Source organism: Rathayibacter sp. VKM Ac-2803 (assembly GCF_009807175.1).
Classification (GTDB): domain Bacteria; phylum Actinomycetota; class Actinomycetes; order Actinomycetales; family Microbacteriaceae; genus Rathayibacter.
The window spans coordinates 2,436,016-2,460,516 of record NZ_WUCD01000001.1; the positions used below are offsets into that span (position 1 = coordinate 2,436,016).

Consider the following 24,501-nt stretch of genomic DNA (forward strand, 5'->3'; position numbering starts at 1 on the left):
TCAGTGCCGGACGGGCCACCCTCCGTCGGCGACGAAGCCCTCGTCGCGGACGCGCCGCATGTACTCCTGGAACGACTCGGCCTGCGTGCGGCACCAGTCGACCTGCAGGGCGTGCAGCGCGCGCGCGTCGCCCCCCAGCTCGTCGGCGTAGGCGCGGCCGAGGGCCTGCGCGAGGCGCCCGGCGGCGACGGCGTCTGCTCCGGCGTCGTGAGCGTCGGTGAGGGCGACTCCGTAGTGCTCGGCGGCGGCGACCAGGGTGCGCTTGCCCTTGCGGTAGCGGTCGAGCGCCTTGTCGATGACGAGGGGATCGATCACCGGGCTCGGGTCGAGCAGGACCGGGACGCCCCAGCGGCGCGACTCGTGGGCGAGGAGCGACAGATCGTACGGCGCGTTGTAGACGACGACGGGGATCTCGCGCTCGAGGAGCGAGCGGAGCGCCTCCGAGATCTCGGCCACCACCTCGCCGGCCGGACGACCGTGGGCGCGGGCGTGCTCGGTGCTGATCCCGTGCACGGCGCTCGCGCCCTCGGGGATATCGACGCCGGGGTCGGCGAGCCAGGTCATCGCCTCGACGGGGGTTCCGGAGGCGTCGATCACGCCGACGTGCGCCGTGACGATGCGACTCGTGCGCACGTCGATCCCGGTGGTCTCGAGATCGAAGACGGCGAGCTCGTCGAACCAGCGCGGGGCCGCCGTCTCGGGCACCGAGGTGCCCCCGAGCGTGCGGCCGAAGCCGGGGCTCAGCTCGACGCCGTACGCCCCGCCCTCCGATGCTCGGTGCGAGGGGGACAGCTCGCCGCCCGGCTCGAGATCGAACAGCGTCGCGTCGGTGCCTGTCTCGGTGATGCTCACTCGACCAGAGTAGGCGGGGCCTCCGACATCGTCAGGAGGCCCCGCGGCGTGCTGCCGACCGGGTCAGCGGGCCGCCGCTTTCGTGACGTGCAGCCAGAAGAAGCCCTGCGTCCCGAGGGTCATCGTGAGCGCGCCGTCGTCCGAGAAGCCGGGGAAGCGTCCGCCGCCGAAGAGGTCGGTGAGCGTCGATCCGCCGTTCTCGGGGTCGGTGATCGTCACCGAGACCGGGTTGTGGTTGAAGCTGAAGACGCACAGCACGTCCTCCGGCTGGTCGCCCATCGCGCTGCCGGAGCCGGCGTACTCGCGGACGAACGCCAGCACGGACTCGTGGTCGGTCTCGAGGACGCGCATCGAGCCCAGCCCGAAGGCGGGGTGGCCGCGGCGCACGTGCAGCACGTTGCGCATCCAGTGCAGGAGCGAGCGCGACTGAGCGAGCTGCGCCTCCACGTTGACCTGGTTGTAGTGGTAGACGAGCGACTGCACGACCGGCTGCACGAGCTTGCCCGGGTCGGCCGCCGAGAAGCCGGCGTTCCGGTCGGGCGTCCACTGCATCGGCGTGCGGGAGGCGTCGCGGTCGTTGAGCCAGATGTTGTCGCCCATCCCGATCTCGTCGCCGTAGTAGAGGAACGGGCTGCCGGCGAGGGAGAACAGGAGGGCGTTGATCAGCTCGAGCTCGGCGCGCGAGTTGTCGAGCAGGGGAGCCAGGCGGCGCCGGATGCCGATGTTGGAGCGCATCCGCGGGTCGTAGGCGTACCAGCCGTACATCGCCTGCCGGTACTCCTCCGAGACCATCTCGAGCGTCAGCTCGTCGTGGTTGCGGAGGAAGACGCCCCACGCCGCTCCGGAGGGGATGTCGAAGGTCTCGGAGAGCACCTTCTTGAGCTCGTTCGCCGTCTGCGCGCGCAGCGAGTAGAAGATCCGGGGCATGACGGGGAAGTCGAAGGCCATGTGGCACTCCGGCTCCTCCTCGGTGCCGAAGAACGCGGCGACCTCGCGCGGCCACTGGTTCGCCTCCGCGATGAGGATGCGGCCGGGGTAGTCGCGGTCGACCATCGTGCGCAGGTTCTTGATGAAGTCGTGGGTCGGCGGCTCACCCTCTCCGTTGCCCTCGTCGGACTCGTAGAGGTAGGGGATCGCGTCGAGCCGGATGCCGTCGACGCCGAGGTCGAGCCAGAACTTGACGATGTCGTGGATCGCCTCGTGCACGGCCGGATTCTCGAAGTTGAGGTCGGGCTGGTGCGAGAAGAAGCGGTGGAAGTAGAACTGGCGCCGCTCGGAGTCGAAGGCCCAGTTCGAGTCCTCGGTGTCGACGAAGATGATGCGGATGTCGGGGTAGCGCTCGTCGGTGTCGTTCCAGACGTAGAAGTCGCCGTAGGGGCCCTCGGGGTCGGACCGCGACTGCTGGAACCATTCGTGCTGGTCGCTGGTGTGGTTCAGCGGGAAGTCCATCACGATGCGCATGTTGCGCTCGTGCGCCTTGCGCACCAGGTCGCGGAAGTCCTCCATCGTGCCGAACTCGGGCAGGATCGCCTTGAAGTCGGAGACGTCGTAGCCGCCGTCGCGCAGCGGCGACATGTAGAACGGCGGGAGCCAGAGGGCGTCGATCCCGAGCCACTGCAGGTAGTCGAGCTTCGACGCGAGTCCGTTGATGTCGCCGGCACCGTCTCCGTTCGAGTCGACGTACGTGCGGATCATCACCTCGTAGAACACCGCCCTGCGGTACCACTGCGGGTCGAGGGCGAGTCCTGGGAGTTGGATCGGCGACGTGAAGCTCACGGTGCTCCTTCTGCTGCGCCCTGAGCGGATGAGGGTCAGGGGGACGGGGCGGTGCGACGCGGTGAAAGCGCGTCCTCATGTTCTCGGCTGGGATCGGGTGAGGCAAGGCGTTGCGGCCAGAAGTTCACCGGGCGGTGCCTACGATGGGGAACGCCATGACCACTGCCTCACCCTATGCGGACGACCTCGCACGACTCGCCATCGGCGAGGGTGTCGTGAGCGTCTCCGGGGCCCCCACCGCCTACTGGACCTACGGCTCGGCGTCGGCGGGCACCGTGCTCGTGCTGGTGCACGGCTTCCGCGGCGAGCACCACGGGCTCGAGCCCGTCGTCGCGCGGCTGCTGGCCGGGGGAGCGGACGTCAGGGTGATCGCACCCGACCTGCCGGGGTTCGGCGCATCACCGCCGATGATCGACCGTGCGCACGACGTCGAGGGCTACGCCGCATGGCTCGGAGAGTTCCTCGAGGCCCTGGGCGTGCGGGGGAGCGCGGTCGTGCTCGGGCACTCCTTCGGCTCGATCGTCGCCGCCGCCGCGGTCGCGGGCGGGCTGCCGACGCCCCTCCTGGTGCTCGTGAACCCGATCGCGGCGCCCGCGCTGGCCGGCCCGCGCGGAGTCCTCACGCGACTCGCCGTGCTCTACTACCGCCTCGGGGCGGTGCTGCCCCGCCCCCTCGGCTTCGCCCTGCTGCGCGACCCGCGGATCGTCCGCGTGATGAGCCTCTCGATGGTGAAGACGAAGGAGCCGGCGCTCCGGCGGTTCGTCCACGATCAGCACGACCGCTACTTCAGTGCGTTCGCGTCCCGCGACACGGTCCTGGAGGCGTTCCGCGCCTCGGTCTCGCACGACGTCGGCGAGTACGCGCGCGACATCACCGTGCCGACGCAGCTGATCGCCGCCGCGCAGGACGACATCACCCCGCTCCCGGCCCAGTACCGCCTCCTGGAGGCGCTGCCGCACGGGCGCCTGCACGTGATCGACGGAGTGGGCCACCTGATCCACTACGAGACGCCGGACGAGGCCGCCGCAGTGCTGCGCCGAGCCCTCGAGGAAGGGATCGACCGATGAGGATCGTCGTCGACTGCCGGTACACCCGGCTCGGCCGGCACGACGGCATCAGCCGCTACACGGCCGAGATCGTCAGTGAGCTCGCGCGGCTGCACGACGTCACGATGCTGATCAGCGACCGTCGGCAGCTCGCGATGCTCCCGGCCCTGCCGTGGGAGAAGGTCACGAGCCCGACCGGGCCGTTCGAGCCGTTCGTCGCGCTGCTGGTGAACCGGCTGCGGCCGGACGTGGTCTTCTCCCCGATGCAGACGATGGGCTCGCTGGGGCGGCGCTACCGGCTCGTGCTCACGGTGCACGACCTGATCTACTACCGCCACCGCACGCCTCCGCGCGATCTGCCTGCACCGGTGCGCGGCCTCTGGCGCCTGTACCACCTGGCGTGGTGGCCGCAGCGTCGTCTGCTGCAGCGGGCGGACGCCGTGGTGACGGTCTCGGAGACCACTCGCTCGCTCCTGCGTGAGCACCGCCTGACGACTCGCCCCGTCGTGGTCGTGCCGAACGCCGCCGGCGAGGGGGATGAGGCGAGCGCCGCTCTGGCGGCGTCGCTCCCCGATCGCTCCGACGCCCGCTCGCTCGTCTACATGGGCTCGTTCATGCCCTACAAGAACGTGGAGTCGCTCGCGCGGGCGATGCGGCTGCTGCCCGACTACGAGCTGCACCTGATGAGCCGCGCGAGCGAGGAGACGGTGGAGACGCTCCGCTCGCTCGCGCCGACCGCGAAGCTGGTGTTCCACCAGGGGGCGGACGACACCGAGTACCGCGCCGTGCTCGCCCGGGCGACCGCGCTGGTCACGGCCAGCCGGGACGAGGGCTTCGGGATCCCGCTGGTCGAGGCCATGTCGCTCGGAACGCCGGTCGTCGTCAGCGACATCCCCATCTTCCGCGAGATCGGAGGCGACGCCGCGGTCTACGTGGACCCGGCGAGCGCCAAGTCGATCGCCGACGGGGTGCGCTCGCTCGAGACGCCCGAGGTCTGGGCCGAGCGGTCGAGCCGCTCGCGGGAGCGGGCCGCCGCGTACTCGTGGCGCGACTCCGCGCGGGTGCTCTTCGAGCTGCTGACGGAGCTCGGGCACCGCTGATCGGCGCTCAGCCGCCGGGGGTCGGGTCGAGGACGTCCTCGAGGTCGGGGTCGGTCACGACCACGTCACCGGAGTCGTCGAACGCGACGATCTGCAGTGATCCGTCGACGATCGCGAAGTCGTGCCGCGAGCCGTTGCCGACCGTGATCCCCTGCGGCGGGAGCGCGTCCTGGCTCAGGGAGCGCAGGAGGCTGCCGATCACGGCGCCGTGGGTCGCGACGATCACGCGGGCGTCGGGGAAGCGCTCGGCCACTTCGGCCAGCGCGGCGCTCGCCCGCTCGACGACCTCGGCCCGCGTCTCGCAGCCGGGGACACGTTGGCCCTCGATCCCGCCGGGGAACAGCTCGCGGAGGTCGGCGGCCGTCATGCCCTCGGCCTCGCCGTAGGCGCGCTCGGCGAGACCGGGGACGACCAGCGGCTCGTCCAGCCCGAGGCCGCGCGCGATGATCGCGCCGGTCTCGTAGGCACGACCGAGGGGGCTCGCGACGACCGCGTCCCACGGGCGATCGCGCAGGAGGCGGGCGGCCGCCCTGGCCTGCGAGCGGCCGACCTCGTTGAGGGGGATGTCGCTCGCGCCCTGGATGCGGCGGGCGGCGTTCCAGTCGGTCTGCCCGTGTCGGACGAGGGTCAGCTGGGTCACGGAGGCCTTTCGGGGTGTCTAGAGGGAGGGGAGGCGGTCTGCGAGGACCTGGAGGACCTCGCTCGTCCCTCCGTCGATCTTGATGCTCGCGCGCGAGTCGCCCTTGGTCGTCCCGCGATTGACGATCACGATCGGCAGCTTGCCGCGGCGGGCGATCTCGAGGAAGCGGATGCCGGAGTTCACCACGAGCGACGAGCCGGCCACGAGGAGCGCCTCGGCGCCGGCGACGATGGCCTTCGCCTCCTGGAAGCGCTCGGTCGGGATGAACTCGCCGAAGAAGACGATGTCGGGCTTGAGGATCCCGCCGCAGACCGTGCACTCGGGCACCATCATCGCCGAGACGTCGTGCACCTCGGCGTCGCCGTCGGGGTTGAGCGAGGAGATGTCGGGGTCGTCGAGCCAGGGGTTGAGCGAGGCGATCCGCTCGGCGATCGCGTCGCGGGCGAAGTACTGGCCGCAGGTCATGCAGCGGACGCGGTCGGCCGAGCCGTGCAGGTCGACGACGCGGCGCGAGCCCGCGCGGACGTGCAGGCCGTCGACGTTCTGCGTGACGACGCCGGTCAGCAGGCCGCGCTCCTCGAGCCGGGCGAGGGCCCGGTGGCCGTCGTTGGGCAGGGTGCTCGTGAAGCGGCGCCAGCCGAGCTGGCTGCCGGCCCAGTAGCGGCGGCGGTAGTCGGGATCGGCGACGAACTGCGAGTAGGTCATCGGGGTGCGGACGGGGGCGCCCGCTCCGCGGTAGTCGGGGATGCCCGAGTCCGTGCTCATGCCGGCTCCGGTGACGGCGGCGATGCGCCGCCCGCCGAGGAGTTCGACGGCCTGCTCGATCGCCTCGGCCCGCAGGCCGTCGGCGACCGGTGTCGGACTCGACTCCATCCACGCCTCCTGTCAGAGGGCCACCGCAGTCGCGAGAGCCCCCGGACGAGTTTAGTGGGCCCCGTGCCCTAGGGTGCCGGGATGCCGATCGTGCACATCGCGGACCTCGACCAGCCCCTCCTCGCCGACTACCACCGCCTCACCGACGTCGCCCTCCGCCGCGTGCTGGAGCCGGAGGGCGGGCTGTACATCGCGGAGTCGGCGAAGGTCATCGGGCGGGCGCTCGACGCGGGCCACCGGCCGCGCTCGGTGCTGGTGCAGGAGAAGCGGCTCCCCGATGCCGCCGAGGTCCTCGAGCGCTTCCCCGACGTGCCCGTCTTCGTGGGCCCCGATGCCGTGATCGAGGAGCTGACCGGGTTCCACCTGCACCGCGGGGCGCTCGCATCGATGCACCGGCCGGTCCTCCCCGCGCTGAGCGAGCTGCTCGCCCGGGCGCGGCTCGTCGTGATCCTCGAGGACATCGTCGATCACACGAACGTCGGCGCGGTCTTCCGCGCGGCGGCGGGGATGGGCGCCGACGCCGTGCTGGTCACTCCGCGCTGCGCGGATCCGCTGTACCGGCGCAGCGTCCGGGTGAGCATGGGCACGGTGCTCCAGGTGCCGTGGACGAGGACGCCCGAGTGGGGGCCGACGAGGGCCGAGCTGATCGCCGCCGGCTTCTCGGTCGCCGCCCTCGCGCTGGCGCCGGGCGCGGTGCCGCTCGACGAGTACGCGGACGCGCGGCCCGAACGGGTCGCGCTGGTGCTGGGAACCGAGGGCGACGGTCTGTCCCGCGCGGCTCTGGACGCGGCGGACACCGTCGTGACGATCCCGATGCTGCACGGAGTCGACTCGCTCAACGTGGCGTCGGCGAGCGCAGTGGCGCTGTGGGCGCTCACACGACCGCCGCGGATCTCTCCGGACTCCCGCTCTACGATGGCCGGGTGACCTCCCCGACGCGACCCGACGCCTCACCTCTCGACGTCTTCGCCGGACTCGAGGGCGAGGCTCCCGCCGTTCGTCCCCGCCGCCGTCGTCGTCGACCCGCCGCCATCGCGGCGATCGTCGCCGGGGCGATCGTGCTCAGCGCGGGCGGCGCCTACGGAGCGAACGCGGCGAGCGCCGAGCTCCCCGCGGCGAGCGCCGCCGTCGTGGACGCGCCCGCCGTCTCGGTCGACGCCCCGGCGCTCGCCTGGCCGTCCTACGGCTCGGGCGCCGTCGCCGCGGTGGGGATGGACGGCACGGGCGAGGGCGGGGTGCTCGCGAGCTACGGATCGGCCGACACCGTGCCGATCGGCAGCATCGCCAAGGTCGTGACCGCCCTGGTGGTCCTCGCGGCGAAGCCGATCGCGGAGGGGACCGACGGAGACACGATCGCGTTCACGAGCACCGACGTCGGCTACTACGACGAGTCGGTCGCCGAGAACGGCTCGGTCGCGCCCGTGTCCGCCGGACTCGAGCTGACGGAGCGCGAGGCGCTGACGGTGCTGATGCTCCCGTCCGCCAACAACTACGCGAAGTCGCTCGCGATCTGGGCGTACGGCTCGGAGGACGCCTACCTCGCCGCCGCGCGGACCTGGCTCGACGGGCAGGGGCTCACCCGGACCTCGGTGACCGACACGAGCGGGCTCTCACCCGACACGGTGAGCACCACCTCCGAGATGGTGCGACTCGGCGAGCTGCTGGTGGCCGATCCGGTGCTCGCGCCGATCGTCGCCCTGCCGTCGGCCGTGATCCCGGGAGTCGGCACCGTCGAGAACACGAACACGCTGCTCGGGCGCTCGGGCGTCGACGGCATCAAGACGGGGACGACCGACGAGGCGGGCGCGTGCCTCCTCTTCGCGCTGGACACGACGGTCGAGGGTCAGCCGATGACGCTGGTGGGCGTCGTGGTCGGCGCGCGGACGCATCCGCAGCTCGCCGCCGACATCGAGTCCCTCATCCCGAGCGTGGAGGCGGGGTTCCACTCGGTCGCCCTCACCACCGCGGGGCAGGACTTCGGCTCGTACACGAGCGCGTGGGGGGAGTCGGCGGTCGCCGAGACCGCTGAAGCGCAGTCCGTGCTCGTCTGGGGCGCGGTCTCGACGTCGACGACCGTGGCGCTCGACACGGTCGAGACCGTGGCGGCTGGCGAGCGGATCGGCACGGCGACGGTCGACGTCAACGGCACCCCCTACGAGCTGCCGCTCGTCGCCGACGGCGGGATCGAGGACCCCGGCTTCGGCTGGCGCCTCTCGCATCCCGCCGAGCTCTTCGGCTAGAGCGGCCCTCGCGCTAGTCGATGATGCGGATGCCCGCCGTCGCGATGTCCTCGGCGACCTGCTCGGGGGTCGCGTTGCCCTCGACCGCGGTGCCCGGGATGCTCGCCCGCAGGTAGGGCTCGGCCGACGGGCGCTTCGCGGTGATGAAGTCGCCCGACGACTGGTGCCGCACGCGGCGGACGACCCAGGGCACCAGGTACTCGCGCGCCCACTGCAGGTCCTCGGTGCGTGCGGCGCGCCAGGTGACCTCGTGCAGCGGCTCCGGTGCGAAGGGCTGCAGCGAGTTCTCGACGCCGAGCGCGTCGAGGACCATCCGGGCGACCTCGTGGTGGCCGTGCGGATTGAGGTGCAGGCGGTCGGGCGCCCACATCCGCGCGTCCTGGATCTCCTCGAGCGACCACTGGTCGGCCACGATGCAGCCGTAGCGCTTCGCGAGGGCGCGGAGGTTCTCGTTGTAGATCGCGACCTTGCCGCGGATCCGGCTGAAGACCGGGGAGAAGCCCACGTCGACGCCCGTGAACAGGACCACGGTCGCGCCGCCCGACCGCAGTCGGGCGAGGCCCGCCTCGAACCGCGCGGCGATGTCGTCGGGGTCGGTGCGGGGGCGGATCACGTCGTTGCCGCCGGCGGAGATGGTGATCAGATCGGGCTTCAGCGCCAGGGCGGGCTCGATCTGCTCGTCCACGATCTGCTGGAGCAGACGGCCGCGCACCGCGAGGTTCGCGTAGGTGAAGTCGTCGTTGGTGCTGCCGAGAACCTCGGCCACGCGGTCGGCCCAGCCGCGGTGCCCACCGGGGCTCGCGGGCGCCGGATCGCCGATGCCCTCCGTGAACGAGTCGCCGAGAGCGACGTAGCGGGACCAGGAGTGAGGCTGTTCGACCATCCCTCCATTCTGCTCCGGACGGAGCCCGCGAGGATCCGCCGTGCGATCGATCACGACACGCCGATGCACCCGCGGGGGAGCGCGGAGGCCGTGCCCGTGTCGGTGCCGTCGCGTAGCCTTGGCCCACGTGAACAGTCCCTCGAGCTTCGGTCATCCGGTCGGCACCTCCGCGGCCGAGCACCTGTCGCCGTCGTTCCCCGGGCGTGCTCCGTGGGGCACCGCGAACAAGCTCCGCGCCTGGCAGGCCGAGGCGCTCGAGTCCTACTTCGAGCACGAGCCGCGCGACTTCCTCGCCGCCGCGACACCGGGCGCGGGCAAGACGACCTTCGCCCTCCGCCTCGCCGCCGAGCTGCTTCACAACCGCACCGTCGACCGCATCACCGTCGTCGCGCCCACCGAGCACCTCAAGCGCCAGTGGGCCGAGGCGGCCCATCGCGTCGGCATCCGGCTCGACCCCACCTTCACCAACCGGATGGGCCGACACGCCCGGCACTACCACGGCGTCGCCGTGACGTACGCGCAGGTGGCCGTCCGCGCCGAGCTCCACCGCGAGCTGACGCTATCGGGGCGCACGCTCGTCATCCTGGACGAGGTGCACCACGCGGGCGACGCGATGAGCTGGGGCGACGCGGTCCGCGAGGCCTTCGAGCCGGCGGTGCGCCGTCTCTCGCTGACGGGGACGCCGTTCCGCTCGGACACGGCGCCGATCCCCTTCGTCAGCTACCTGGCCGACGAGGAGGGGATCCGGACCTCCCTGACCGACTACAACTACGGCTACGGCCGCGCTCTCGCCGACGGCGTCGTGCGCCCGGTGCTCTTCATGGTCTACGCGGGCCAGATGCGCTGGAAGTCGAAGGCCGGCGACGAGATGGAGGCGCGGCTCGGCGAGGGCAACACGAAGGACATCACCTCCCAGGCCTGGCGGACGGCCCTCGACCCCAAGGGCGACTGGATCCCCTCGGTCCTGCGTGCCGCGAACACCCGCCTCACCGAGGTGCGCCGCGCCGTTCCCGATGCCGGCGGGCTCGTCATCGCGACCGACCACTACACGGCCCGCGCCTACGCCGCGATGCTCCGCGAGATCAGCGGCGAGCCCGTCACGGTCGTGCTGTCGGACGAGAAGGAGGCGAGCGACCGGATCGAGGGATTCGCCCAGGACACCTCGCGCTGGATGGTCGCCGTCCGCATGGTGTCGGAGGGAGTGGACGTGCCGCGCCTCGCCGTGGGCGTCTACGCCACCTCCGCCTCCACTCCGCTCTTCTTCGCGCAGGCGATCGGCCGCTTCGTACGAGCGCGGCGCCGCGGGGAGACCGCCTCGGTGTTCCTCCCCAACGTGCCAGGGCTGCTCGCGCTGGCGGGCTCGATGGAGCTGCAGCGCGACCACGCGCTCGACCGTCGTACGTCGGACGACGAGGAGTACCCCGAGGCCGACATGATGGCCGACGCCGAGCGCAGCGAGAAGGCGTCGTCGGAGCTGCTCGAGGAAGGGCGCTTCGAGTCGCTCGGTTCCGCCGCGACCTTCGACCGCGTCGTCTACGAGGGCGCGGAGTTCGGGATGGAGGTCGAGGTCGAGAGCGAGGAGGAGCTCGACTTCATCGGTCTCCCCGGGCTGCTCGAGCCCGACCAGGTGCGGGAGCTGCTGCAGCACCGGCAGCAGCGGCAGGCGAAGCGCGCGGGCGGCCGCGCGGCGGCGCAGGCGGCTCCGGAGGCGAAGCAGGCCGAGATCCCGGCACCGCTGTACCGCACGCTCAAGGAGCAGCGCAGCCTGCTCAACTCCCTCGTGGGCCTCTGGGCCCGCAACACCGGCGAGACCCACGGCACGGTCCACTCCGAGCTCCGTCGTCTCTGCGGCGGGCCGGCGGTCGCCCAGGCGAGCGTGACCCAGCTCCAGGCGCGGATCGACCTCCTCCGCCGGCGGCTCGGCTCGCACTGAGCGGGCGGCACTACCGGATCGCCTCGACGTGGCGCCAGCCCTCCCGGCGAGCGGGGGCCGGCCGTACTGTTCGAGCGTGACACCCCCCGCCTGCTCGAGCGCACACACGGCTCGGCTCCACCGGGGCGTCGGAGCGTGAGCGCGTCCACCCCACAGACCGGGGAGGCGCCTCTCGCTAAGCTGGGCAGTCGGTCCGTCGCGCGAGTGGTGGACCCCCACCCCCGACGTCGGGCATCCGCAGACCGCACGACGGCCTCTCCCGGATCGCCCGAGACCAGAACTCAGAGGAGTCTCGTGGAGACCTGGCCCGGAACCGCCTACCCCTTGGGCGCCACCTTCGACGGAAGCGGTACGAACTTCGCCCTGTTCAGCGAGATCGCCGAACGTGTGGAGCTGTGCCTGTTCGACGAGGACGGCACCGAGACGCGCGTCGACGTGCTCGAGTCGGACGCGTACGTCTGGCACTGCTACCTGCCGCAGGTCCAGCCCGGCCAGAAGTACGGCTACCGCGTCCACGGACCGTACGACCCGGCCGAGGGCAAGCGCTGCAACCCCAACAAGCTGCTGCTCGACCCGTACGCGAAGGCCGTCGCCGGCGAGATCGACTGGGACCAGTCGCTGTTCTCGTACACGTTCGGCGACCCGGACTCGACCAACGACGAGGACTCGGCGGCCCACATGATGATGGGCGTCGTCATCAACCCGTTCTTCGACTGGGCCGGTGACCGACGCCCGCTCACCTCCTACGACAGCACCGTGATCTACGAGGCGCACGTCAAGGGACTCACCAAGACGCACCCCGACATCCCGGAGGAGCTCCGCGGCACGTACGCCGGAGTCGCCCACCCGGCGGTCATCGCGCACCTCAAGCACCTCGGCATCACGGCGATCGAGCTGATGCCGGTGCATCAGTTCGTGAACGACTCGACGCTGATCGACAAGGGCCTCTCGAACTACTGGGGCTACAACACCATCGGCTTCTTCGCGCCGCAGAACACCTACTCCTCGACCGGCGACAGCGGCCAGCAGGTGCAGGAGTTCAAGAGCATGGTGCGGGCGCTGCACGCGGCCGGCATCGAGGTCATCCTCGACGTGGTCTACAACCACACGGCCGAGGGCAACCACCTCGGCCCGACGCTGTCGTTCCGCGGGATCGACAACGACGCGTACTACCGCCTCGTCGACGACGACAAGCGCTACTACATGGACTACACCGGCACCGGCAACACGCTGAACGTGCGGCACCCGCACTCGCTGCAGCTGATCATGGACTCGCTGCGCTACTGGGTGACCGAGATGCGCGTCGACGGCTTCCGGTTCGATCTTGCCTCGGCTCTGGCCCGCGAGTTCTACGACGTCGACCGCCTCTCGACCTTCTTCGAGCTCGTGCAGCAGGACCCGGTGGTCTCGCAGGTCAAGCTGATCGCCGAGCCGTGGGACGTCGGCCCCGGCGGCTACCAGGTCGGCAACTTCCCGCCGCAGTGGACGGAGTGGAACGGCAAGTACCGCGACACCGTCCGCGACTTCTGGCGCGGCGAGCCCTCGACTCTCGGTGAGTTCGCCTCGCGGCTGACGGGATCGGCCGACCTCTACGCCCGCTCCGGCCGTCGCCCGGTCGCGTCGATCAACTTCGTCACCGCGCACGACGGCTTCACCCTCCGCGACCTGGTCTCGTACAACGAGAAGCACAACGACGCGAACGGTGAGAACGGCAACGACGGGGAGTCGCACAACCGCTCCTGGAACCACGGCGCCGAGGGCCCGACGGACGACCCGACGGTGCTCGGCCTGCGCGCGCGCCAGCAGCGCAACTTCCTCGCGACGATGCTGATCTCGCAGGGAGTCCCGATGATCCTGCACGGCGACGAGCTCGGCCGCACGCAGAACGGCAACAACAACACCTACGCGCAGGACAGCGAGCTGACCTGGATCGACTGGACGACCGCGGACCGGCCCCTGGTCGAGTTCACGGCCGCGCTGATCCGCCTCCGCGCCGAGCACCCGACGTTCCGCCGCGGGCGGTTCTTCGACGGCCGCCCCGTGCTGCGCGGCACCGGGGAGCCCCTGCCCGACATCGTCTGGTTCAAGGCCGACGGCACCGAGATGACGCCGTCCGACTGGGATTCGGGTCTGGACCGCTCGGTCGGCATCTACCTGAACGGCAACGGGATCCGCGAGCGCGACGAGCGCGGCCAGCCGGTGATGGACGACAGCTTCCTGCTCTACTTCAACGCCGACGACGTCGACGTCGAGTTCACGATCCCGAGCGACGAGTACGCGCTCGCGTGGGCCGTCCTCGTCGACACCGCGGGAGCCGAGGCCGACTCGATCCCGCGCCCGGCCGGCGCGATCCTGACGGTGCAGGCGAAGTCGCTCGTGATCCTGCAGGAGCACAGCGCACCCGAGCCCGAGGTCGACCACTCCGTGGCAGCCTCCCTCGCCTCGCAGGCCGCCACCTCGGCGATCCCGATCATCACCAGCCACATGAGCCCCCACGCGGAGTCGACCGACGCCGCGACCGCCCCTTCGACAGGAGCCTGACGTGCGACTGCCCGCTTCGACCTACCGACTGCAGATCCGCTCCGGCTTCGATCTCGACGAGGCGGCGCAGATCGCCGACTACGTGCGTGCCCTCGGTGCGGACTGGCTCTACTTCTCGCCCCTCCTGACGGCGGAGCCCGGCTCCGACCACGGATACGACGTCGTCGACCACGACTCCGTCGACCCCGCCCGCGGCGGTGCGGAGGGTCTCGCGCACGCCTCGGCGGCCGCCCGCAAGGAGGGGCTCGGCGTTCTGATCGACATCGTGCCCAACCACATGGGCGTCGCGACTCCGATCGAGAACGCGTGGTGGTGGGACCTGCTGAAGAACGGCACGTCGTCGCGCTACGCGAACGCGTTCGACATCGACTGGGAAGCGGGCGCCGGTCGCCTGCGCGTCCCGATCCTCGGCGACGGGGCTTCGGAGGGCGACAGTGACAGCGAGCTGGATGCGCTCGAGGTGGTCGGAGACGAGCTGCACTACTACGAGAACCGCCTGCCGATCGCTCCGGGGACGGTCGAGCCCGGCGACTCCGGCCGCACGGTGCACGCGCGGCAGAGCTACGAGCTGGTCAACTGGCGGCGCGCGGACGCCGAGCTCAACTACCGCCGCTTCTTCGCGGTGAACACCCTCGCCGCGATCGCGGTGGAGCGCCCCGAGGTGTTCGACGCGTCGCACCGCGAGATCATCCGGTGGTTCACCGAAGGGCTCGCCGACGGCCTCCGCGTCGACCACCCCGACGGTCTCGCCGACCCGGGGGGATACCTCGACGACCTGGCGCGCGCCATCGACGGCGCGCCGGTGTGGGTCGAGAAGATCCTCGAGGGCGACGAGCAGCTGCCCGCGCACTGGGCGACCGTGGGCACCACGGGCTACGACGCCCTGGCCGACGTGGACCGCATCCTGGTGGACCCCGACGCGCGTCCCGTCCTCGAGGGACTCGACGCCGAGCTCGCCGGCGGCGGTGCGCCCCTCGTGTGGGCCGACCTGATCCACGACACGAAGCGCGGCATCGCCGACGGGATCCTGCGCTCCGAGGTCCTCCGACTCGCCCGCCTGATCCCCGAGGTCGACGGGGCAGACGACGCCCTGGCGGAGCTCCTGGCGACCTTCCCGGTCTACCGCAGCTACCTCCCCGCCGGGGCCGAGCACCTCGAGCACGCCCGCCGCGACGCCGTCCACCGCCGCCCCGAGATCGCGCCGGTCATCGATCGGGTCGCCGAGCTGCTCGGCGAGACCGGCAGCCCGGTCTCGATGCGGTTCCAGCAGACCTCGGGCATGGTCATGGCCAAGGGCGTCGAGGACACGGCGTTCTACCGCTACAGCCGGCTCACGTCGCTGAACGAGGTCGGCGCCGATCCGGACGAGTTCTCCATCGAGCTCGACGAGTTCCACCGCCGGCAGTCGGTGCGTCAGGCGTCGTTCCCCGCCTCGCTCACCACGCTGTCGACGCACGACACCAAGCGCGGCGAGGACACCCGGGCACGCATCACCGCGCTGGCCGAGGACCCGGAGGCGTGGGCGAGCACGCTGCGCGAGCTCCACCAGCTGGTGGGCTTCGGCGACGGGCCGATCGAGCACCTGCTCTGGGAGGCCGTCGTCGGCACCTGGCCCGCGACCCGCGAGCGCCTGCACGCCTACGCCGAGAAGGCGTCGCGCGAGGCCGACAGCTCGACGCACTGGACCGCTCCGGACGAGGCCTTCGAGAAGCGGATGCACGCCGCTGTCGACGCCGCGTTCGACGAGCCCGCCGTGCGCCGACTCGTCGAGGAGACCGTCACGCGGGTGAAGGCCGCCGGGTGGTCGAACGGCCTCGCGGCGAAGCTCGTGCAGCTGACGGCTCCGGGAATCCCGGACGTCTACCAGGGCAGCGAGCTCTGGGAGACGTCGCTCGTCGATCCCGACAACCGGCGTCCGGTCGACTTCGGCGAGCGGCGCGCGCTGCTCGAGCGGATCGACGGGGGCTGGCTGCCGCCGATCGACGAGCAGGGTGCGGCCAAGCTGCTCGTCACCTCGCGCGCTCTGCGCCTGCGTCGCGACCGGCCGGAGCTCTTCACCCGCTACGTCCCGGTCTCGGTCGTCGGGCCGGCGGCCGACCACGCCATCGCCTTCGACCGCGGCGGCGCGCTGACCCTCGCGACGCGGCTCCCCGCGGGCCTCGTCTCGGCCGGTGGCTGGGGGGAGACCCTGGTCGTCCTGCCCGGACACCCCGTCGAGGACGTCCTCACCGGACGCACCTTCGCCGGGGGGCCGACGGCGGTGGCCGAGATCCTGGGTGATCTCCCGGTCGCCCTCCTCGCTCCCGTCGCCTGACCGCTTCCCCTTCCCCGTTCCTTCCGATCGACTCTGGAGATCTCCGTGAACAGCACGACCCACTACCGCCACGCCCTGCCGACGACGGGTCCCGAGCGGTTCGACGTCTGGGCGCCCGACGCCTCCTCCGTCGAGCTCGTCCTCGGCGGAGGCAGCGCCGTGCCGATGGCCTCGAGCGGGGAGGACGGCTGGTGGCGCGTGACGGATCGGGTCGCGACTACGGGCGAGGTCGACTACGGCTACCGCATCGACGGGTCCGGTCCCTTCCCGGACCCGCGGTCGAGGCGCCAGCCGAGCGGTGTCCACGAGCTGTCGCGGACGTTCGACCCGGCGGCGCACGAGTGGGCCGATCAGGCGTGGACCGGGCGCCAGCTCGCCGGTGCGGTCATCTACGAGCTGCACGTCGGGACGTTCACTCCCGAGGGCACGCTCGAGGCGGCGGCCGGCAAGCTCGAGCACCTGCGCTCGATCGGTGTCGACTTCGTCGAGATCCTTCCCGTGAACGCGGTGAACGGGACGCACAACTGGGGCTACGACGGAGTGCTCTGGTACGCCGTCCACGAGCCGTACGGCGGACCGGAGGCGTACCAGCGCTTCGTCGACGCCGCTCACCGCGCCGGGATCGGCGTCGTCCAGGACGTGGTGTACAACCACCTCGGCCCGAGCGGCAACTACCTCCCCGAGTTCGGCCCCTACCTCAAGAGCGAGAAGGCCAACACCTGGGGCAGCTCCGTCAACCTCGACGGCCCCGGAGCCGACGTGGTGCGCGGCTACATCATCGACAACGCGCTGATGTGGCTCCGCGACTACCACGTCGACGCGCTGCGCCTGGACGCGGTGCACGCCCTCTCGGACGAGAGCGCGGTGCATGTGCTCGAGGAGATGGCCGCCGAGGTCGCCGTTCTGTCGGCGCACGTCGGTCGGCCGCTGACGCTGATCGCGGAGTCGGATCTGAACGACCCGAAGCTGATCACGCCGCGGGAGGCGGGGGGCTACGGCCTCGACGCCCAGTGGAGCGACGACTTCCACCACGCCGTGCACGTCGCGCTCACGGGCGAGACGACGGGCTACTACGAGGACTTCGCCCCGCTCGGCGCTCTGGGGAAGGTGCTCACGCGCGGCTTCTTCCACGACGGGACCCTCTCGACCTTCCGCGGCCGTCACCACGGTCGCCCTGTCGATGTCGAGCACATGCCGACCTGGAGACTCGTCGTCTGCAGCCAGAACCACGACCAGATCGGCAACCGTGCGATCGGCGACCGGCTCACCGCGACCCTCGACGAGGGCCGGCTCGCCATCGCCGCCGCGCTGACCCTGCTCGGCCCCTTCACCCCGATGCTCTTCATGGGCGAGGAGTGGGCGGCGTCGACGCCGTGGCAGTTCTTCACCTCGCACCCCGAGAAGGATCTGGGCGAGGCGACGGCGAAGGGTCGCATCGAGGAGTTCGCCCGGATGGGCTGGGACCCCGCCGTCGTCCCCGACCCGCAGGACCCCGAGACCTTCACGCGCTCGCGCCTCGACTGGTCGGAGGCCGAGGAGGGGCGTCACGCTCGCATCCTCGGCGTGTACCGCGAGCTCGCCGCCCTGCGCCGCCGCTTCCCCGAGTTGACCGACCCGCGCTTCGGCTCGGTCGAGGTCGCGCTCGACGAGCAGGCGCGCTGGCTGACCCTCGGTCGCGGTCGCGTGACGATCGCGATCAACGTCGGCGACGCCGCAGCCCGCGTCCCGCTGCCCGAGGTGGCGGAGTCGCTTCTCGGCGTGGGCGAGTACGCGGTGCAGCCCGGCGACACCGAGGTCGACCTCGGCGCCTCGTCGCTGCTGATCACCCTCGCCCGTCCCGTCTGAGTCGCCGTCCCGCGGGGACGTCGCCGATCGCCACCGCCCTCACCGCACCACCCCCGCGTACTCTCCTGTCGCGATGATGCGCACGCCGTCGTCGTGAACGAGCAGGAGGGCTCGCAGGGGGATCGCCCTGCGGTGGCAGGCGGCGGCGAGGTGCCGGGCGAGGACGCGGTCGGACTCGCCGAGGAAGGCCCGGCCGGGGCGCTCGAGCGCGAAGGCGAGCGCTCCGACGTCCTGATGGGCGACGGCCTTGGCGAGCGTCGCGACGATGCGCTCCGTCTTCTCCTCGTCGGGGTGCACGGGCAGGCCGTCGACCGGGTAGAGGATCGGCAGCTGGTAGCCGTCGCGGTCGAGGAAGAGCGGCCAGAGAGCCCTGCGGTAGGCGGGCCCGATCAGCGAGGAGACGCGGTCGCGCAGCTCGCGGTCCTCCACGAGGGGTGCGTCGATCGTCGTGGTGGGGACGTGGTCGGTGTGCGTCATGGTGTCGCTTCCTCGTGGGTCGAGCTGTCGTCGGTGTGGTCGTCGTCGCGTGCGTGCGGTCATCGGAAGTTGCGGGACGTGGTTCGGGCGCCGACCGTCAGCGCCTCGAAGCGGTCGGCGAGGAGGTTGGTCACGCCCTCGTCGGAGCGCTCGAGGATCCCTCTGACGAGCAGAGCGGGCGCCTCCCGGGCGATGCGCCGGTAGCGGTTCCATACTCCGACGGAACAGATCACGTTGAGGATCCCGTGCTCGTCCTCGAGGTTCATGAAGGTCACTCCGCCGGCTGTGGAGGGACGTTGACGGTGGATCACGACCCCGCCGACCTCCACCCGGGTTCCGGAGGGCGTGCCCGGGAGATCGGCGGTCGACCGTGCTCCCCGGTCGCGCAGATCGCCGCGCAGGTGCCGGAGGGGGTGGTCGTCGGGGGAGATCCCCGTGGCCCAGAAGTCGAAGACGACGCGCTCCTGCGCCGAGAGCATCGGGAGCAGGGGAGGCTGAACGGCGACCACGGAGTCGGGGAGGAACTCCTCGCGGTCGGCGGACGCCGTCCCCGCCTCCCACAGCGCCTGTCGGCGGTCGAGTCCGAGCGAGTCGAACGCTCCGGCCGCGCCGAGCGCCTCGAGCTGACTCGCCGTGAGGCCCGCCCTTCGCGAGAGGTCGGCCATGCTCGCGTACGGGCCGCCGCGCTCGCGCTCGGCGACGACGTGCTCGGCGAGGGCCGCTCCGATGCCCTTCACCTCGGCCAGCCCCAGTCGCACGAGGAAGCCGCCGTCGCGACGGTGGTCGTCGGTGTCGAACGGCTCGGAGCGGTCGAAGAGACCCGTCGGGGGCTGATCCGCCGCGAGGCAGCGGTCGTGGCCGAGGGGTGCGCCGTTCCGCCGGAGGGCGGGCCCGTCGGTGATCGCCTCGAGACCCGGGTGCGAGAGGGACAGGTTGACGTCGGGGGAGCCGATGCGCACTCCGTGCCGCCGGGCGTCGGCGACCAGCGTGTGCGGGGCGTAGAAGCCCATCGGCTGCGCGCGCAGCAGGGCGGCGGTGAAGGCGGCCGGGTAGTGCAGGCGCAGCCACGCGCTGGCGTAGACGAGCAGGGCGAAGCTGATCGCGTGGCTCTCGGCGAAGCCGAAGTTGGCGAAGGCCTGGATCCTGCGGTAGATGTCGTCCGCCACGTCGCCCGTGATCCCGTTGCGGGCCATGCCCTCGTAGAGGCGGCCGCGCAGGGTCTCGATCTTCTCGGTGCCCCGCTTGGAGCCCATCGCCCGGCGGAGCAGGTCGGCGTCCTCCGCACTGCAGTCGCCGACGGCCACGGCGACCTGCATGAGCTGCTCCTGGAACAGCGGCACCCCGAGCGTGCGCTTGAGGGGCGTCACGAGGAGGGGGTGCTGGTAGCTGACCGGCTCCTCGCCGAGCTTGCGGCGGATGTAGGGGTGCACGGCGCCGCCCTGGATGGGACCTGGGCGGATCAGGGCGACCTCGATCACCAGGTCGTAGAAGCGTCGCGGCTGCAGCCGGGGGAGCGTGCCCATCTGCGCCCGGCTCTCGACCTGGAAGACCCCGATGGAGTCGGCCCGGCAGAGCTGGTCGTAGACGCCCTTCTCCTCGCGGGGGATGGTCGAGAGGTCCCACTTCTCGCCGACGTGCTCGGCGACGAGGTCGAAGGTGTACTGCAGGGCGGCGAGCATCCCGAGGCCGAGGAGGTCGAACTTGACGAGCCCCATCCAGGCGCAGTCGTCCTTGTCCCACTGCAGGACCGTCCGCTTCTCCATCCGCGCGGGCTCGATCGGGCACACCTCGCCGACCGGCCGGTCGGTGAGCACCATGCCGCCCGAGTGGATGCCCAGGTGGCGGGGCGCCCCGAGGACGCGGGTCGACAGCGCGACGACGTCGTCGGGGATGTCGTGGTCGGCGCTGCTCTCGGTGATGGCTCCCCATCTCTCCACCTGCTTCGACCAGCCGTCCTGCTGGCCGGCGCTGTAGCCGAGCGCCTTCGCCATGTCGCGCACCGCGAACTTGGGCCGGTAGGTGATCACGTTCGCGACCTGGGCCGCGTTCAGCCGTCCGTACTTCTCGTAGACGTGCTGGATCACCTCCTCGCGCCGCTCGGAGTCGAAGTCGACGTCGATGTCGGGCTCCTCATCGCGGATGCTCGAGAGGAAGCGCTCGAAGGGGAGGTCGTAGAAGATCGAGTCCACCGCCGTGATGCCGAGGACGTAGCAGACCGCGGAGTTGGCGGCGGATCCCCGCCCCTGGCAGAGGATCCCCTTGCCCTTCGCGAAGTGGACGATGTCGTGCACGATCAGGAAGTAGCCGGGGAAGTCCTTGTCCTCGATGACAGCGAGCTCCTTGTCGAGGCGGTCGAGCACGTCCGAGTCGGCACGGGGGTACTTCCGGGGCACGGCCTCGCGGACCAGCTCGCGCAGCCAGCTCATCGGCGTGTGACCCTCGGGGACCTCCTGACGAGGAAGCCGGGGCCGCACCCGGCTCAGCTCGAAGGCGACCTCGTCCGCGACGCGGACCGTGTTCTCGACCGCACCGGGATAGCGCGCGAAGCGCTCGGCCATCTCGGCTCCGGAGCGCAGGTGCGCCCCTGCTGCTGCGGGAAGCCAGCCGTCCATCTCGTCGAGACTCCGTCGGGCGCGGACGGCCGCCAGCGCCGTCTGCAGCGGCCGGTCCTCCGGCCGGGCGTAGTGCACGTTGCCGGTGGCGACGAGGCGCAGCCGGAGGCGGCCGGCGATCTCGGCGAGCACGTCGTTGTGCAGGGAGGCGAGCGGGTCGCCGTGGTCGAAGAGCTCCACGAGGACGTTGGGGACGCCGAACAGGCGCACGAGCTCGCGCACCTCGTCCTCGGCCGCCGCCGCTCCCTCCGCGAGGAGGGCCTGGCGCACGCGGCCCTTCCTGCACCCGGTGAGCACGATCCAGTGCCCGTCGGCCGCGCGGGCGAGCTCGTCGAGGTCGTAGCTCGGCTTGCCCTTCTCGGCTCCGGCGAGCTGAGCGGTCGTGATCGCTCGCGCGAGGCGGTGGTAGCCCTCCTCGCGGCGTGCCAGGACGAGCAGGTGCGAGCCCTCCGGGTCGGCGATGCCGTTCTGCGGGCTCCGCAGCCCGAGCGAGAGCTCGGCACCGAACGCGGTGCGCACGTCGTGACCCAGGGCTCTCTGCCCCTGTGCCGCCTCCGCCATCCGCACGATGCCGTAGAGGCCGTCGTGGTCGGTCAGGGCGAGGGTGTCGATCCCGAGTCGGACCGCCTCCTCGATCAGCTGCTCGGGGCGGCTGGCGCCGTCGAGGAAGCTGAAGTTGGAGTGGGCGTGCAGCTCGGCGTAGGGCACCTTCTCGGCGGGCGCCGTGACGTCGTCTGCCGAGGAGTAGGCGCCGCGCTTGTGCGACCAGGCGGGGCTGTCGCCTCCGTCGCCGCGGACGACGGTGCCGTCGGCGCGGCGACCGGTGGACAGGCGCCGTTCGAACTCCGACCAGGGGATCGGCGGGTTGTTCCAGCCCATGGGGCTCCTTCGTCGGAATCGGGAGTGCGGAGTGTCGGGGTCGCAGTCTCGGAGTGCAGAGGTCCGGGAGTGCGGAGGTCCGGGAGTGCAGGGCAGTGCGGATCCGGAGACGTGCGGTCAGTCGTAGCGGGCCTCGGCCGCCCACTCGCCGTCGAGGCAGAGCAGCAGCCAGGCGACCCCTCCGGAGTCGACCACCTGGAAGCGGTCGTAGCGGACGGCCGTGCGCGCGTCCCACCACCGCTCGTCGATCGGCCACGGGCCGGCCCAGCCCGTCACCGGCTCGAGCCGGGCCTGGGAGGTGCCGGGGGTGAAGTAGGCGGGGACGGAGGTGAGGGTGCCGCGGTCGTCGACCGAGACCGGCTCGCCCCGCGGCCCCCGCACCAGCACGGCCGCCGGCTCGGGGAAGACCGTGGGCGGCAGCGGCGGCGGGAGGGAGCCCGGCCACGGCAGTCCGCGCGGGCGGGCGTCGCCCGGTTCGCGGTCCCCCCAGGGGATCAGGTGCTGGCGGTCGCGCAGGGCCCGTCCTCCGCCGACCGATGCGGTGACGACCGCCTCGTGGCCCAGGACGCTCTGCACCCGGCTCAGGCCGTGGTGGACCCGCTCTTCGGGTGCCGTGCCCCACAGCCCCTGCTCGTGGTTGCCGATCGCGTCGACGGCCTCGGGCTCGACGTGGATGCGGGAGATCGGCGAGCCGAGCCCCGCGTCGATCGCCCCGCTGCCCTGCAGCTGCCAGCGCACGCGGTCGAGGACGTCGGCGGGGGTGAACCAGCGTGGGTGCAGCCAGCTCCGCGATGAGAGCTCTCCTCGATCGCTGGTGACCTCGATGCGGATCGCCGTCGCGACCAGCATCGAGCGGGTGAGCTCGTCGACGAACTCCTCCGCGGGGACGCGGAAGGCGAAGGCCGCCTGGTCGATCCGGTCGAGCGGCGGCTCGAACTCGAGCGCCCGATCGAGGCGCTCGGGGGGCAGCCGGGGGACCACCGTCTCGGTCTCGGAGCCGGAGGCCAGGAGGTGCGCCCGGGCTCCGTCGGGGCCGAACCGCGCTGCGACGTCCTCTCGGGGGAGGGCGGCGAAGGCGCCGAGCGTCCGCACGCCGAGTCGACGCAGGAGGGTCACGAGATCCTCTCCTCTGACCGGAGGCCGGGAGCGCATCCCGACGGCCTCGGTCTCGAGGGCGTCGAGCGGCAGGGAGGAGAGGAACTCCGCGGTCGCGCCGGTCGGCACGATCGCGACGGGCTCACCCGAGTGCTTCGCCGCGAGCTCGGAGGCGAAGAGGCCGTCGGCGATCCCGATGCGCGCCCGCGCCACGCCCAGCTCGGCGAGCCGGCGCAGCACGGCCTCCGCCGCGGACTGCTCGCTCCCGTAGTAGCGCCGGGGGCCCCTGGCCCGGATCGCGCACAGGCCGGGACGGATGAGCTGGACGCCCGGGGTGATCTCCTCCAGCGCCTGGACGAGGGGCTCGAAGGCGCGGTGGTCGAGCACCGGATCGTAGGGGAGGACCGTGAGGCCGGTGCAGCGCGACTGCGCCTCGCGGATCCTCATGCCCCGGCGCACTCCCTCGGCGCGCGCAGAGGGGGAGCAGGCGAAGACCCTGCTCTTCTCGGTCAGGGCGAGAGGCGCCTCCGCCGCGAGACCTGCGTCGGCGGCCGCCGCGAGCAGCGGCCAGTCGGGGCACCAGACCAGGATGGTCCGGCGCAGCTCGGGAGCGCTCGCCATCTCACACCGCCCGTTCGTGCAGGCGCGAGCGCTCGGTGAGGACGCCGAAGGCCCCGCCCGTGCCCGGCATGCTCATCCGCACCGTGCGCACGCGCGTCCCCGCGCGGCCGACGACGTCGACGAGCGCCTCCCGCGAGCGCAGGTAGCCGTGCCCGGCCCCCAGCCCCTCCCAGCGGCTGCTGCGCAGGCTGAGCCGCGCCTCGGCCTGCGGCCACTCGCCGAGGACGACGAGGGCGGCGCCCCGCTGCCTCAGCCGAGCACCCAGCCGGGAGACGTCGGCCGAGGACACGGAGGCGGGCGGGCGGGTGAGGACGACCGTCAGGACGTCGACCAGCGCCGCGGTGACGGTGAGCCAGTGCTCGGCCGGCGAGGGCACGAGCACCAGCCGCTCGAGGTCGATCCCCATGCCGGCCGCCGCCTCGGCCCCGAACTCGGGCACGCCCACGACGCCGCACCAGGCGCCCTCGGCGGAGGGGCCGGCGAGCAGCCCCATCGCGAGGCTCATCGAGCCCTCGACCGAGTAGGCGGCGCCCTGCTTGAGCGATCCGCCGGGAAGAGCGGAGGCGAACGCCGGCAGGGTCGCCATGCTCTTCGTCTCGAGCGTGGTCGCCTGCATGTCGCGGATCCGCGACTGCAGCTCCTTCACCGACGCGAGCTGCCGCAGAAGGGGTTCTGCTGCCTCGGTCGTCCCTGCGGAGAGGGGGCGGGAAGGGGGGCTCATCTGCCCATGTTCGAACATGTGTTCGAGTATGTCAATCGCCACCGACATCCGTG

Annotated in this window: 17 protein-coding genes; 8 read left to right on the forward strand and 9 right to left on the reverse strand. The window is 71.9% G+C overall.

What is annotated here, in order from left to right:
* Positions 1-705, reverse strand: a complete 705-nt coding sequence (locus GRS96_RS11325; protein ID WP_235021830.1) for an exonuclease domain-containing protein — start codon at positions 703-705, stop codon at positions 1-3.
* Positions 706-915: 210 nt separating this feature from the next.
* Positions 916-2,628, reverse strand: a complete 1,713-nt coding sequence (gene treS / locus GRS96_RS11330; RefSeq protein WP_159853543.1) for a maltose alpha-D-glucosyltransferase — start codon at positions 2,626-2,628, stop codon at positions 916-918.
* A 155-nt stretch (positions 2,629-2,783) separates the two neighbouring features.
* Between treS and GRS96_RS11335 the strand changes: the two genes are divergently transcribed.
* Both GRS96_RS11335 and GRS96_RS11340 read left to right on the forward strand, forming a co-directional pair.
* The gene (locus GRS96_RS11335) at positions 2,784-3,695 is read left to right on the forward strand and encodes an alpha/beta fold hydrolase (protein ID WP_159853545.1); all 912 of its coding nucleotides are present in this window, start codon (positions 2,784-2,786) and stop codon (positions 3,693-3,695) included.
* Positions 3,692-4,774 (forward strand): glycosyltransferase family 4 protein, encoded by a 1,083-nt coding sequence (locus GRS96_RS11340; RefSeq protein WP_159988491.1) that lies wholly within the window; start codon positions 3,692-3,694, stop codon positions 4,772-4,774. Before GRS96_RS11335 ends, GRS96_RS11340 begins: the two co-directional genes overlap by 4 nt.
* 7 nt (positions 4,775-4,781) lie before the next feature.
* Here GRS96_RS11340 and GRS96_RS11345 read toward each other — a convergent pair whose 3' ends face one another.
* Positions 4,782-5,414: a histidine phosphatase family protein gene (locus GRS96_RS11345; protein WP_159988492.1), complete on the reverse strand. Its 633-nt coding sequence runs from the start codon at positions 5,412-5,414 to the stop codon at positions 4,782-4,784.
* 18 nt (positions 5,415-5,432) lie between these two features.
* On the reverse strand, positions 5,433-6,287 hold the full coding sequence (locus GRS96_RS11350) for a Sir2 family NAD-dependent protein deacetylase (RefSeq protein ID WP_159988493.1): 855 nt from the start codon (positions 6,285-6,287) through the stop codon (positions 5,433-5,435).
* Between the two features lie 81 nt (positions 6,288-6,368).
* Here GRS96_RS11350 and GRS96_RS11355 point away from each other — a divergent pair, with 81 nt between their 5' ends.
* Together GRS96_RS11355 and GRS96_RS11360 are read left to right on the forward strand one after the other, a co-directional pair.
* On the forward strand, positions 6,369-7,214 hold the full coding sequence (locus GRS96_RS11355; protein WP_159853553.1) for a TrmH family RNA methyltransferase: 846 nt from the start codon (positions 6,369-6,371) through the stop codon (positions 7,212-7,214).
* Positions 7,211-8,527, forward strand: coding sequence for a D-alanyl-D-alanine carboxypeptidase family protein (locus GRS96_RS11360; RefSeq protein WP_159988494.1), 1,317 nt, complete (start codon positions 7,211-7,213; stop codon positions 8,525-8,527). Before GRS96_RS11355 ends, GRS96_RS11360 begins: the two co-directional genes overlap by 4 nt.
* A 13-nt stretch (positions 8,528-8,540) precedes the next feature.
* Here GRS96_RS11360 and GRS96_RS11365 read toward each other — a convergent pair whose 3' ends face one another.
* Entirely contained in the window at positions 8,541-9,410 is an 870-nt protein-coding gene (locus GRS96_RS11365; protein WP_159988495.1) for an SGNH/GDSL hydrolase family protein, read from the reverse strand.
* A 127-nt stretch (positions 9,411-9,537) separates the two neighbouring features.
* Between GRS96_RS11365 and GRS96_RS11370 the strand changes: the two genes are divergently transcribed.
* The 4 genes from GRS96_RS11370 to treZ all read left to right on the forward strand — a co-directional run bounded on the left by GRS96_RS11370 (position 9,538) and on the right by treZ (position 18,043).
* Positions 9,538-11,343: a DEAD/DEAH box helicase gene (locus tag GRS96_RS11370; RefSeq protein WP_159853556.1), complete on the forward strand. Its 1,806-nt coding sequence runs from the start codon at positions 9,538-9,540 to the stop codon at positions 11,341-11,343.
* Between the two features lie 294 nt (positions 11,344-11,637).
* Positions 11,638-13,884, forward strand: a complete 2,247-nt coding sequence (glgX, locus tag GRS96_RS11375) for a glycogen debranching protein GlgX (RefSeq protein WP_159853557.1) — start codon at positions 11,638-11,640, stop codon at positions 13,882-13,884.
* Between the two features lies 1 nt (position 13,885).
* Positions 13,886-16,198 (forward strand): malto-oligosyltrehalose synthase, encoded by a 2,313-nt coding sequence (gene treY / locus GRS96_RS11380; protein ID WP_159988496.1) that lies wholly within the window; start codon positions 13,886-13,888, stop codon positions 16,196-16,198.
* 45 nt (positions 16,199-16,243) lie between these two features.
* On the forward strand, positions 16,244-18,043 hold the full coding sequence (gene treZ, locus GRS96_RS11385; protein WP_236553619.1) for a malto-oligosyltrehalose trehalohydrolase: 1,800 nt from the start codon (positions 16,244-16,246) through the stop codon (positions 18,041-18,043).
* Between the two features lie 39 nt (positions 18,044-18,082).
* Here treZ and GRS96_RS11390 read toward each other — a convergent pair whose 3' ends face one another.
* The 4 genes from GRS96_RS11390 to GRS96_RS11405 all read right to left on the reverse strand — a co-directional run bounded on the left by GRS96_RS11390 (position 18,083) and on the right by GRS96_RS11405 (position 24,448).
* On the reverse strand, positions 18,083-18,520 hold the full coding sequence (locus GRS96_RS11390) for a hypothetical protein (RefSeq protein WP_159988497.1): 438 nt from the start codon (positions 18,518-18,520) through the stop codon (positions 18,083-18,085).
* Between the two features lie 59 nt (positions 18,521-18,579).
* Positions 18,580-22,011 (reverse strand): error-prone DNA polymerase, encoded by a 3,432-nt coding sequence (locus GRS96_RS11395; RefSeq protein WP_159988498.1) that lies wholly within the window; start codon positions 22,009-22,011, stop codon positions 18,580-18,582.
* 117 nt (positions 22,012-22,128) lie between these two features.
* A complete protein-coding gene (locus GRS96_RS11400; protein ID WP_159988499.1) occupies positions 22,129-23,727 on the reverse strand; it encodes a DNA polymerase Y family protein in 1,599 nt (532 codons plus the stop codon).
* 1 nt (position 23,728) lies between these two features.
* Positions 23,729-24,448, reverse strand: a complete 720-nt coding sequence (locus tag GRS96_RS11405; RefSeq protein WP_159853562.1) for a hypothetical protein — start codon at positions 24,446-24,448, stop codon at positions 23,729-23,731.
* Positions 24,449-24,501: the final 53 nt, after the last annotated feature.